Raw genomic sequence first — 11,956 nt, forward strand, 5'->3', positions numbered from 1 at the left:
TGTTCTCCTGCTCGTGCGGTCGGTTCGGTTCAGCTGCCGGGAGTGGGGTCACTTGCCGGGTGCGAAGGACGCGTCGTAGTACGTGTCCACGGTGCCGTCACCGGAGATCAGGCCGGCCTTGCCCAGCACGTCCAGGGTGGCCTGCCAGTCCGAGGTGGCGTTCACGCCCGGGGCCTCGCCCTCGGTGGCCTTGGTGCTCAGCAGCTTGATGGTCTCGGTCCACTGGTCCAGCAGCACATCCTTCGCCGGCATCTGCGGGTCCTTGCCGGTCATGGACGCGACGGCGGCCTCGGGGTCCTCCACGGCGGCGGCGAACGCCTCGGACGTGGCGGCGACGAGCTCCTTCACCAGCTCGGGCTTCTGCTCGATGGTGTCGGTGGGGGCGATCAGGCCGTTGCTGTAGAAGTTCAGCCCGGCGTCGGAGTAGCGCAGGTAGCGCATCTTCTTACCGCTCTTGGCCGCGATGGTCGGACCCTGGTCGTGGGCGAAGCCGATCAGGCCGTCCACCTGGCCGGAGAGCACGGCGGCGATCTTGCCGGCCGGGTCGAGGTTCTGCTGCTTGACGTCGGACTCCTCGAGCCCGACCGCGTCGAGGTACATCGGGAACGTCGTGGTGGGAGCGTCGCCGGCCGAGACGGCGATGGTCTTGCCCTTGAGGTCCTTGGGCTCCTTGATGCCCGAGTCGGCGAACACCTGCACAGCCGAGGGGGTGGTCTGCAGGAAGACGCCGACGCTCTTGATCGCGACACCCTTGTCGATGTTGGCGAGCACGGCGGGGGTGTCGGCCCAGCCGAAGTCGACCTGCTTCTGGCCGACGGCCTGCGCGGTCTTCGTGGAGCCCTGGCCGGCCTTGATGGTCAGGTTGATGCCGTGGTCCTTGAAGATGCCCTTCTCGACCCCGTAGTAGAACGGCGCGTGCTCGCCGTAGGGGTACCAGTTGAGCATGAGCGTCACGTCGGTGACCTGCTTCTCGCCCTTCGCGGGGGCGCTGCTGTCGCTCGACGGCGCGGACGATCCGCATCCGACGAGGGCGAGAGCAGATGCCGTGACGACGGCGAGGGTGCCGAGGATGGATGCTGACTTCTTCATCAGTAGTTCTCCTAGTGGGGTTTCGGGTGGTGCTGGGGAGTGGTCTTGGGAGTGGATCAGAGGCGGACCGTGGCCGCGCCGACATCCCGCTTGGAGGCGTGCCACGGGATGAGGAACTTCTCGGCGACCTGGATGATCGCGAACAGCAGGACGCCCATCAGCGACATGATGATCAGCGCCGCGAACAGCATGGCGGTGTCGAGATTGCCATTGGCCTGCAGGATCACGTAGCCGAGGCCCTCGTTGGCACCGACGAACTCGCCGACCACCGCACCGGTGACGGCCAGCGTGGCGGCGACCTTCAGGCCCGACAGCAGCTCGGGGAGCGCCGCGGGCAGGCGCACCTTGGTGAAGGTGCGCCAGCGACCGGCGCCCATCGTCGAGGTCAGCTGCAGGATCTCGGGGTCGACCGTGCGGAGCCCTGCCAGGCCCGAGATCACGACCGGGAAGAACGCCATCAGCACGGCGACCAGGATCTTCGGCTCCATCCCGAACCCCAGCCAGACGATGAACAGCGGGGCGATCGCGATCTTCGGGATGACCTGCGCGAACAGGATGACCGGGTACAGGGTCTGCTCGAGACCCCGCGAGTAGACCATGACGACGGCGACGAACAGGCCGACGATGACAGCGATCACGAAACCGACCAGGGTCTCGTAAGTGGTCACCCACGTCTGCTGCATGAGGTATGGGACGTTGTCGGCGAACGCCCTCCAGGTGTCGCCCGGCGAGGGGATGATGAACGGCTTGACGAGCTTGAGCGCGGTGACGAGCCACCAGACGACCAGCACGACGATCCCGAAGACGATCGGATGCCAGCTGCGGGCCCACCAGCGCACGATGCGGTGCTGTTCGCGCGGCGCCTGGGCGAGTGCCATCGCCATGGTGGCGTTCTGGGATGACGACATGCGGCTCCTCGACTCCTTCGTCCGGGGATGGATGGGAAAGCGTATTCCCGAGTGATGGTCCGAGTCTATGTCGCGGTCGGAGGGGTGTCAATCCGGACTGCACGCGCTGGCGTCAGGCGCGCTCGGCGAGCGTCCGCCCGGCTGCGCGCAGCCAGCGGGCCGTGTCGGACAGGGCGGATGCCGCAGAGCCGGCCAGCTCGGTCAGGGAGACCGCTGCCGTGAACAGCGAGGTGTCGGAATCGGCGGCGATGCGGCCGGCGGCGAGCGCGGCTCTGGCGCCGGCATCCGCAGCGACGGATGCGACGAACGACGGCACCTTGCCATCGCTGGACTGGCCGTCGTAGGAACCCTCGCCGGTCACGACCACGTCGGCTCCGGTGATCGCGCCGGACAGGCCGATGAGCCGCGCGACCTCCCCCGCACCGGGCAGCAGCCGGGCGCCCCAGGCCACCAGTGCGGCGCCGACGCCTCCGGCCGCGCCGGCGCCGGGAGTCGCAGGGTCCAGGCCGAGGAGGCCGGCGAGGCGCACCAGCGACGCATCGACGGCCGCCCGATCGGCGGCATCCGTCAGCCCCTTCTGCGGGCCGAACACGGCCGCCGTGCCGCGCGGGCCGGTGAACGGGTTGGTGACGTCGCTGAGCACGAGGGTCTCGGGGGCGGTGCGCAGGCTGCGGAGGTCGACGCGCGCGATGGAGGCCAGCCCGCGTGCGCCGGGGACGGCCTCGGTTCCGTCGACGGATACGAACCGCGCGCCGAGCGCACGCAGCATCCCGGTGCCGCCGTCGGTGGAGGCGCTCGAGCCGATGCCCAGCACCAGCCGGGAGACGCCGTGCTCGAGGGCGGCGGCGATGGCCTGCCCGAAGCCGGACGAATCGGCGTCCCACGGGCGCAGCTCGTCGAGCAGTTCGATCCCGGAGGTCGACGCCAGGTCGATCACGGCTGTGCCGTGCGGTGCGTCGTGGGATGCCGGCAGCAGCAGCCACGACGCGTCGACGGGCCTTCCCGCAGGCCCGTCGACAGTGACCGGCATCCGCTGCGCTCCGGGAACCGCCGCCTCGAACGCCGCCACCGTTCCTTCGCCGCCGTCGGCCATGGGCCGCAGCACAAGATCGGCCGCCGGGTCCCTCTCGCGCCACCCGGCGGCCAGCGCTCGCGCGGCATCCGCCGCGGTGATGGTGCCCTTGAAGCTGTCCGGCGCGAAGACCACTCGCATCAGGAGCCCACCGCCATCAGAAGACCACCCTCATCAGGAGCCCACCGCCATCAGGCGACCCGCGGGGTGCTGTCGCGCACGACGACCTCGAGCGACAGTGCGGGCTGCTGCCAGTCGGCGTCGACGGTGGCGCGGAACGCCTGGTAGCCGAGCTCGCTCAGCGGCACGCGCACGGTGGTGAGCCGCGGTGTGACGTCACGGCTCACGGGCACGTCGTCGAACCCGCACACGGCGATGTCGGCGCCGACCGAGCGTCCGGCATCCCTGATCGCGGTCATCGCGCCGACGGCGACCACGTCGCTGAGCGCGAAGACCAGCGTCCCGGCATCCACGCCCGCGGCCAGCGCATCCGTCATCGACGCTGCTCCCGATTCGCGGTGGAAGGTGCCCCGGTGCACGCGCTCGAAGCCGACCCCGAAGCCGGCGGTGAAGCCGGCGAGGCGGTCGTCACTGGTCTTCACCCCCGCGGCCGCGCCGATCGCGATCGCGCGCCGGTAGCCGAGCTCGGCCATTTCGCGTCCGAGCGCCTCGGCGCCCGCGCGGTTGTCGATCACGATGCTGCGGTCGCCGCCGGCCCCGAACGTGACCGTGCGGCTGCCCAGGTTGCGGAAGGCGCCGAGCTCGTCGAGCGCCGATGCGTCGCGCTCTCCCGCCCGCGATGCAGCCAGGATCACGCCGCGCGGACGCTGCCCGCGCAGGGCGTGCAGGATGCGGGTCTCGCGGGCGGGCTCGCGCTCGGTGATCGCGACGGTGACGATGAGCCCCTCCTCGTCGGCGCCGCGTGCGACGCCCGAGGCGATCAGCCCGAAGTACGGGTCGGCGATGTCGGCGACCAGCAGCGCGATGACCTGCGAGGTGCCGCGGGCGATGGCCTGGGCGGAGATGTTGGGGATGTAGCCCAGCTCGTCGGCCGCCTTCGCGACGCGCTCCCGGAACGACTCGGCGACCTTGCGATCGGACCCGTTCAGCACCCGCGACGCCGTCGCCAGCGACACGCCCGCGACCCGTGCGACATCGTGCAGGGTGGGAGCGGTGGTGCGCGTGGCATCAGTGGTCATGCGTCGAGCCTACCGATCGGCCTGCGACAGCCACCGGCGCAGCGTGGCCGCCTCGGCGAGGAGCAGTCCGGGGTCGTCGTCGGGCACGAACTCCAGCAGGGCGTCTTGGGGCGGGGACTGCAGAGCGGATGCCGCCGAGCACAGCCTCCGCCACAGCACCTCGCGCTCGTGCAGGCGCAGGCGCTCACCGGCCGGCCACCACGAGAACACGTGCACCGCGGTGGTGTGCTCGGCGACGGCGTCGAACTCGGCGAGGGCCTGCGCATCCTCCGCGCCGACCGAGGGCTGCCAATAGGTCGACAGCGCGGGCACATCGGCCAACAGCCGCAGCACGGCATCCGGGTCGTCGGCGATCGTGCCGCGGTGGTACTCCAACGCCAGGCGGATGCCGCGCTCGAAGGCCTCATCCGCGGCATCTCGCAGCCGGGAGGCGATCTGCGCATACTGCTCGGGCGTCGCATCGGCGGAATCGACGCGGCCCGCCCAGACGCGCACCCGGTCGGCGCCGAGCGCCTGCGCGGAATCCAGGATCGGGGTGAGCGGCTCGTCGGCGCCGGCGCGGAAGTACGAGCCGTACGAGCAGACCGCGAGTCCGGCATCCGTCGTCGCGTGCGCGACCCGCACCGCACGCTCGACGTCGCCGGGCGGCACGTGCACGTCGCCGCCCCACTCGATCACCTCGAGCTGCGCGTCGGCAGCGAGCGCCACGATCTCCTCCGGTGCGAGCCCCCGGAACGTCACCGAGCACAGCCCTGGTCGCATGATCATCCCTTCATCCTGCCGTCAGGAGAGGTGGGGTGCGACGCACTCGGCGAACGACGCGACGGTGCGGGCTGCGACGTCGGCGTAGGGGGCGGCCCAGATGTCGGCGTTGAAGAGCTCCACCTCGACGTCGCCGGTGTAGCCAGCATCCGTCACAGCCCGGGTGAGCGAGGCGAAGTCGATCACGCCCTCGCCCGGATAGTGCCGCGAGAGCAGCACGTCGGCCGGCAGCGGGGTCTTCCAGTCGCACACCTGGTAGCTGGCGATGCGGCCCTCGCGCCCGGCTCGGGCGATCTGCTCCAGAGCCTGCGGATCCCACCAGATGTGGAAGGTGTCGACGACGGCGCCCACCACCGCGGGATTGAAGTCGGCGGCGATCTCGAGCGCCTGGCCGAGGGTGGAGATCACGGCCCGGTCGGAGGCGTACATCGGATGCAGGGGCTCGAGCGCGAGGGTCACCCCGGCCTGCTCGGCATCGTCGGCGAGAAGGCCGAGAGCATCGCGCACGCGCTCGCGGGCGCCGGTGAGGTCGCGCGACCCCTCGGGCAGCCCGCCGGCGACCAGCACGAGCACGGCGGCGGAGCCATCGGCCCCTGCAGCGGCCAGCGTCGCGGTCTCCTCGATGGCGCGGCGGTTCTCGTCCAGCGCGGCGATGCGCTCGAGTCCCTCGGGCAGCGTGAAGAAGCCGCCGCGACAGTGGCTGGAGAAGCGCAGGCCGGAATCGGCCAGCATCCGCGCCGCCGTCTCGAGGCCGACCTCGTTCACCGGCTCGCGCCACAGCCCGATCGAGCGGATGCCCGCATCCGCCGTCACCCGCAGCGCGGTCGCGAGATCCGCGTGCTTGATCGTGGCCTGGTTCAGGGACAGTCGGTCGCCACGACGCTTCGACGGGCTCCGCGAGCCAGCGTCCTCGGAGTGGGTCCCCGAGCTCGTCGAAGGGCCGTTCACTTCCGCGGTCATGCGTCTACTCCGTTCTGGGCCAGCATGCCGTGCCAGCGCTCCTGCGCCAGCTCCGGATCCTCCAGCGCCAGCGAGGCGTTGGCCAGCTCGACGATGCGCGAGAGGTGCGGCAGGCTGCGCGCGGAGTGCAGTCCGCCCACCATCTGGAACGCCGGCTGGTGGCCGTTCAGCCAGGCCAGGAACGCGACGCCGGTCTTGTAGTAGAACGTGGGAGCGGCGAACACCTGACGGCTGAGCTCCTCGGTGGGGCCGAGGATCCGCCGGTAGCCGGCCGCGTCACCGGCATCCAGCGCCTGGATCGCGGCCGACGCGACCGGCGTGATCGCGGCGAACGCGCCCAGCAGGGCGTCAGAGTACCCGGCATCCGAGTCCCCGATCAGCGAGACGTAGTTGAAGTCGTCGCCGGTGAACATGCGCACGCCCTGGGGCAGGCGCTCGCGCACCGAGATCTCGCTCTCGGCGTTCAGCAGGCTCATCTTCACGCCCGCGACCCTGCCGGGGTTCTCGTCGATGATCTCCAGCAGCACGCTCGATGCGGTCTGCCAGTCGGATGCCCCGAAGTAGCCCGAGAGAGCGGGGTCGAACGCCGTGCCCAGCCAGTGCAGCACCACGGGCGTCGTGGCCGACTGCAGCACCGAACGGTACACGCGACGGTAGTCGTCGGCGCTCGTCGCGACGCGCGCCAGGTGACGGGAGGCCATCAGCACGGGCCCTGCGCCCTGTTCCTCGGCGAAGTGCAGCTGGGACTTGTACGCGTCGATCACCTGGTCGAGAGAGATGACCTCCTCGAGAACATGGTCGGTGTTCACGCCGACCACCACCGACCCGCCCTCCTCGCGCGCCACCTGAGCGCTGCGGGAGATGAGTTCGCGGGTCGCCGCGGCATCCAGGCCCATGTTGCGCTGGGCCGTGTCCATCGCATCCGCCACGCCCAGTCCCCATGAGTACACGCTGCGGCGGAACGCCAGCGTCGAGTCCCAGTCGATCTCGGCGGGCCGCCCGGGGGTGTTGTCGCCCCACACGACGGGCACGACGTGCGCGGCCGCGTAGGCCACGCGACTCCGCAACGGCGCGGTGGGCCGCGTGTATCCGCCGGAGTCGTTCAGCACGGCACCCGACAGTTCACCGGATGCCGAGAGCAGGCGCAGCGTCGTCATCAGAGCGACAGCTTCTCGATCGCGACCTTGCGGCCCCCGGCGCTGGAGGCGAGTCCCGCCTCGGCGAACTGCACGCCGCGGGCGCCGGCCAGCAGGTCGAAGGGGTACTCGGTGCCGAGCACGTACGACGCGAGGTACTCCTCCCACTGCTGACGGAAGCCGTTGAGGAACACGTCGTTCGTGGGCACCTCCTGCCAGTCGGCGTCGTAGTCGTGGGTGTCCTCGATGTCGGGGTTCCACACCGGCTTGGGTGTGGCGTTGCGCGGCTGGATCCGGCAGCCGAACAGCCCCACCACGGCCGAGCCGTGCGTGCCGTCGACCTGGAACTCGACGAGCTCATCGCGGTTCACGCGCACGGTCCACGACGAGTTGATCTCGGCGATGATGCCGCCCTCCAGCTCGAAGATGCCGTAGGCGGCGTCCTCGGCCGTGGCGTTGTAGTGCTCGCCCTTCTCGTCCCAGCGGTCGGCGATGTGCACGGCTGCCTGCGCGTACACGCTCTTCACCTCGCCGAACAGGTTCTCCAGCACGTAGTTCCAGTGCGGGAACATGTCGGTGATGATGCCGCCGCCGTCCTCCGTGCGATAGTTCCAGCTGGGGCGCTGGGCGGGCTGCCAGTCGCCCTCGAACACCCAGTACCCGAACTCGCCGCGCACGGAGAGGATGCGGCCGAAGAACCCGGAGTCGACCAGGCGCTTGAGCTTCTGCAGGCCCGGCAGGTAGAGCTTGTCGTGCACGACGCCGGTCTTCACGCCGGCGCTCTTCGCCAGGCGCGCCAGTTCCATCGCCTCGTCGAGCGACTCGGCCGTCGGCTTCTCGGTGTAGATGGCCTTGCCGGCGGCGATGGCCTTGCGGATGGCGGTGGCGCGCGCCTTCGTCACCAGGAAGTCCGCGTAGATCTCCCACTGCGGATCGGCGAGCGCTGCGTCGAGGTCGGTGGTCCAGTCCTGGATGCCGTGCTTCGCCGCGATCTCGGCGAGCTTCTCCTCGTTGCGACCGACCAGCAGAGGCTTGACCGTGACCTTGGAACCGTCGGGCAGCTCGATACCGCCCTGGTCGCGGATCGCGAGGATCGAGCGCACCAGGTGCTGCCGGTAGCCCATGCGCCCGGAGACGCCGTTCATGATGATGCCGATCTCGCGCACGTTCGCCATTCTGTTTCCGTTCTGCTCGGGAAGCTGTTGCGCACCGTTCATGGGTAAGCGCTTTCCCATAGTGAATCAGGTTGTCGCGCCGAACGCAAGAGGCGGCATCCGGAGACGAGAACGAACACCGCCCCTGCTGAACGCCGCCGCCCCTGCTCAGTCGCGGAACTGAGCAGGGGCGGGGGCGATGGGCAGGGGCGGCGACGGTGGGCAGGGGCGAGAATGCCAGACGCCGGAAGCCGAGCGGATGCCGGGAGCCGGGCGGATGCCGGGAGCCGGGCGGATGCCGGAAGCCGAGCGGATGCCGGCGATCAGGCCTCGGCGAGCAGATGGAACACCTTCGAGGCCGCGTGCACCTCTTCGGGGGTGAGCTCGGCGAGCACCGAGCGCATCCGGTCGGCGTTCTCGGCTCGCAGCTCGGCCAGCACCTCGCAGGCCTGCGGTGTGGCAGCCAGCACGCGCAGGCGCCCGTCGCGCTCGTCAGGGCGGGAGCTCAGCAGGCCGAACTCCTCCAGCATCCGCGTCTGACGGCTGACGGCCGACTTGTCCAGGTCGAACAGGTCGGCGAGCTGGTGCGCGTGCGTGTCGCCATTGCGGGCGATGTACGCCAGCAGCTTGTAGCCCGACGGCTGCAGGTCGGGGTGCACGCGCGCGGCGGACTCCTTCCAGAGCGCCTTGGCACGCGCGAAGATCAGGTTCAGATGAGCCTGGAAGTCCGCGAGCATGTCGTCAGCGGTCTGCGTGTCGACCATGTCAGCGCACCGGGTCCTCATCATCCGCGCGGTCGTCGTCGCGCTCCAGCAGCAGCACCGAGGACGAGGCCGTCTCGGCACCCTCAGATTCTACGATGCGGATGCTGCCGGTCGCGGCGCCCACTTCGGCCTCGGCGACCTCGATGGCCGACTCCTCGGCGTTGGCGCGCAGCTGCTCGGCGGAGTTCTTGGTCGACAGCGGCTTGTTGGCGATGAACGCGATGGCCAGGATGCCGATCACGGCCAGCGGCACGGCGACCAGGAACGCATCCGCGATGCCATGCCCGTACGCCGCCTCGACGATGTTGCGGATGCTGTCGGGAAGGTCGGACATCTTCGGGACGTTGCCGGAGTCCAGCGCCTTCAGCGCGGCCAGGTCCTTCGGCGAGGCCGGCTTGAAGCCCGCGAACCCGTCGATGATGTACTTCTTGACGTTGGTGGCCAGGATCGAGCCCATGATCGTCACGCCGATGGTGCCGGCGATGGTGCGGAAGAAGTTCACGCCCGAGGACGCGGCGCCCAGCTGCTGCGGCGGGGTGTCGTTCTGCACGATCAGGGTGAGGTTCTGCATCACCATGCCCAGGCCCGCGCCGAGGATGAACATGTAGATCGCGACGAGGATGAACGGGGTGTCGAAGCGCAGCGTGGCCATCATGGTGACGCCGACGAGCGCGAGCACCGAGCCCAGCATCATCCAGCCCTTCCACTTGCCGTAGCGGCTGACCAGCTGGCCGATGATGATCGACGCGCCCATCTGGCCGACGATTATCGGGATCGTCATCAGACCCGATTCGGTCGGTGTGGCGCCACGGGCCAACTGGAAGTACTGCGCGAGGAACACCGAGGTCGCGAACATCGACACGCCGATGGCGATCGACGCGACGACCGACAACGTGAAGGTGCGGCCCAGGAACAGCGACATCGGGATGAGGGGCTCGGTGACGAAAACCTCGACCAGCACGAATGCGAGCAGCAGGATGCCGGAGCCGATGGCCAGCACGTAGCTGGTGACGGAGTCCCACTCGAACTGGTCGCCGCCCATGGACACCCAGATCAGCAGGCCCGAGACGCCGACCGACAGCAGCACGATGCCGAGGTAGTCGATGGAGACCTTGACGTCCTGCGGCTTGGGCAGGTGCAGGGTGACCTGCAGCAGGACCAGCGCCACGATCGCGAAGGGCACGCCGACCCAGAAGTTGGAGCGCCATCCGAACGCGTCGGTGAGGAAGCCGCCCAGCAGCGGTCCGCCGATGGTGGCGAGCGCCATGATGCCGCCGACGACGCCCATGTACTTGCCGCGCTCTCGCGGGGAGATGATGAGAGCGACGGCGACCATGACCAGGGACATGAGGCCGCCGACGCCGAGCCCCTGCACCACGCGCATGGCGATGAGCATGTTGATGTCCTGCGAGAAGCCGGCCGCGACCGTTCCCGCGGTGAACAGGATCAGCGAGAGCTGCACGAGGATCTTGCGGTCGACCAGGTCGGCCAGCTTGCCCCAGATCGGAGTGGTCACCGCGGTGGCCAGCAGGCTCGCGGTGATGACCCAGGTGTACTGGGCCTGGGTGCCGCCGAGGTCGGCGACGATGACGGGAAGGGAGGTCGAGACGACCGTGCCGGACAGCACGGCGACGAACATGCCGACGATGAGGCCGGAGATCGCAGTGAAGACCTCGCGAGCCGAGCGCGTGGCGCCGGCGGAGGATGTCATGGAGCTCAAGGGTGGGATCTCTCCTGTACGAATAGTTGATCTGCGTCAACGATACATTGTTAGTTGATATTCCTCAACTGTTGGGGATGGTCAACTATTCCCGGGATGGATGCCGTGCGCGTCGCCCCCGCGTGCGCGTGGGGATAGGGTGATCGCTGGAGCCCCGAAGATGACACGACCTCGAGTGCACGCCGTGATGGATGCTGATGCCTTCGCCCTGCTGTTCGACGACGCGCGATGCACGCGGTTCGCCGAGCTCGCCGACACCGCCGACCGGATGCTGATCACCGACCTCGACGCCCCTTCCGTTGCTGCGCTGCTGGCCGAGGCCGAAGTGCTCATCACGTCGTGGGGAGCGCCGCGGCTGGACGCGGAGCGACTGAACCGGATGCCGCGACTGCGCGCGGTCCTGCATGCCGCCGGCAGCGTGCAGACGCTGGTCTCCGACGAGTTCTGGGCTCGCGGCATCCGACTCACCTCCGCCGTGGACGCCAACGCCGTGCCCGTCGCGGAGTTCACCCTCGGGGCGATCCTGCTGTCCGGCAAGCGCACGTTCACGCGCCTGCGCAGCGCGGACCCCACCTGGAGCGCCTGGCAGGATCGGCGGATCGGCAACGTCGATCGCACCGTGGGGCTCGTCGGATTCTCCCGCATCGGCCGACGGGTGGCCGAGCTGCTGTGGCCGTTCGACGGCATCCGCGTGCTGGTCGCAGACCCCTACGCCGATGCGGATGCCGTGGCAGCCGCCGGCGCGACGCTGGTACCTCTGGAGGAGATGCTCCCCCGGGTGGACGTGATGTCTTTGCACGCGCCATCACTGCCGGCCACCCGCCACATGATCGCGGCGGATCAGCTGGCTGCGCTGCCCGACGGCGCGACGCTCATCAACACCGCTCGCGGAGCACTGCTCGACCACGACGCGCTGCTGGCGGAATGCCGCACCGGACGGCTGGACGCACTGCTGGACGTCACCGACCCCGAGCCGCTTGCCGACGATCACCCGTTGCGCGCGCTGCCGAACGTCGCGATCACCCCGCACCTGGCAGGTTCCCTGGGCACGGAGACACGCCGGCTGGCGGACGCCGCTCTGGACGAGCTGGCCGCCTATGCCGCGGGCGCCGCCGCACGGCATCCGATCACCCGAGACGAACTGACCATCAGCGCATGACCCGCCATCTCGGCGGGGCTCGCGCGGAGGCCT

11 protein-coding genes are annotated in these 11,956 nt (G+C 69.7%); 1 reads left to right on the forward strand and 10 read right to left on the reverse strand.

What is annotated here, in order from left to right:
• Positions 1-48: 48 nt before the first annotated feature.
• The 10 genes from WA967_RS00420 to WA967_RS00465 all read right to left on the reverse strand — a co-directional run bounded on the left by WA967_RS00420 (position 49) and on the right by WA967_RS00465 (position 10,755).
• Positions 49-1,089, reverse strand: coding sequence for an ABC transporter substrate-binding protein (locus tag WA967_RS00420; protein ID WP_424418893.1), 1,041 nt, complete (start codon positions 1,087-1,089; stop codon positions 49-51).
• 56 nt (positions 1,090-1,145) lie between these two features.
• The gene (locus WA967_RS00425; protein WP_424418895.1) at positions 1,146-1,997 is read right to left on the reverse strand and encodes an ABC transporter permease; all 852 of its coding nucleotides are present in this window, start codon (positions 1,995-1,997) and stop codon (positions 1,146-1,148) included.
• Positions 1,998-2,109: 112 nt separating this feature from the next.
• On the reverse strand, positions 2,110-3,210 hold the full coding sequence (locus WA967_RS00430) for a glycerate kinase (protein WP_424418897.1): 1,101 nt from the start codon (positions 3,208-3,210) through the stop codon (positions 2,110-2,112).
• A gap of 50 nt (positions 3,211-3,260) precedes the next feature.
• Complete coding sequence (locus WA967_RS00435; protein ID WP_424418899.1) at positions 3,261-4,268, reverse strand: LacI family DNA-binding transcriptional regulator; 1,008 nt, start codon at positions 4,266-4,268, stop codon at positions 3,261-3,263.
• Positions 4,269-4,277: 9 nt separating this feature from the next.
• Positions 4,278-5,036 (reverse strand): sugar phosphate isomerase/epimerase family protein, encoded by a 759-nt coding sequence (locus WA967_RS00440; RefSeq protein WP_424418901.1) that lies wholly within the window; start codon positions 5,034-5,036, stop codon positions 4,278-4,280.
• Positions 5,037-5,051: 15 nt separating this feature from the next.
• Positions 5,052-5,990 (reverse strand): sugar phosphate isomerase/epimerase family protein, encoded by a 939-nt coding sequence (locus WA967_RS00445; RefSeq protein WP_424418903.1) that lies wholly within the window; start codon positions 5,988-5,990, stop codon positions 5,052-5,054.
• Positions 5,987-7,147 (reverse strand): dihydrodipicolinate synthase family protein, encoded by a 1,161-nt coding sequence (locus WA967_RS00450; RefSeq protein ID WP_424418905.1) that lies wholly within the window; start codon positions 7,145-7,147, stop codon positions 5,987-5,989. Before WA967_RS00450 ends, WA967_RS00445 begins: the two co-directional genes overlap by 4 nt.
• Positions 7,147-8,301 (reverse strand): Gfo/Idh/MocA family protein, encoded by a 1,155-nt coding sequence (locus tag WA967_RS00455; RefSeq protein WP_424418907.1) that lies wholly within the window; start codon positions 8,299-8,301, stop codon positions 7,147-7,149. Before WA967_RS00455 ends, WA967_RS00450 begins: the two co-directional genes overlap by 1 nt.
• Positions 8,302-8,603: 302 nt before the next feature.
• On the reverse strand, positions 8,604-9,044 hold the full coding sequence (locus WA967_RS00460) for a MarR family winged helix-turn-helix transcriptional regulator (protein WP_417555058.1): 441 nt from the start codon (positions 9,042-9,044) through the stop codon (positions 8,604-8,606).
• 1 nt (position 9,045) lies between these two features.
• The gene (locus tag WA967_RS00465) at positions 9,046-10,755 is read right to left on the reverse strand and encodes an MDR family MFS transporter (RefSeq protein WP_424418908.1); all 1,710 of its coding nucleotides are present in this window, start codon (positions 10,753-10,755) and stop codon (positions 9,046-9,048) included.
• A 169-nt stretch (positions 10,756-10,924) separates the two neighbouring features.
• Here WA967_RS00465 and WA967_RS00470 point away from each other — a divergent pair, with 169 nt between their 5' ends.
• Positions 10,925-11,923 carry a hydroxyacid dehydrogenase gene (locus tag WA967_RS00470; RefSeq protein ID WP_424418910.1) on the forward strand — a complete coding sequence of 333 codons (999 nt, stop codon included), beginning with the start codon at positions 10,925-10,927 and terminating at the stop codon, positions 11,921-11,923.
• The last annotated feature ends 33 nt before the right edge of the window (positions 11,924-11,956 follow it).

Origin of the sequence: Microbacterium sp. (assembly GCF_049650565.1) — a bacterium.
In the GTDB taxonomy this organism is placed as follows: Bacteria; Actinomycetota; Actinomycetes; order Actinomycetales; family Microbacteriaceae; genus Microbacterium.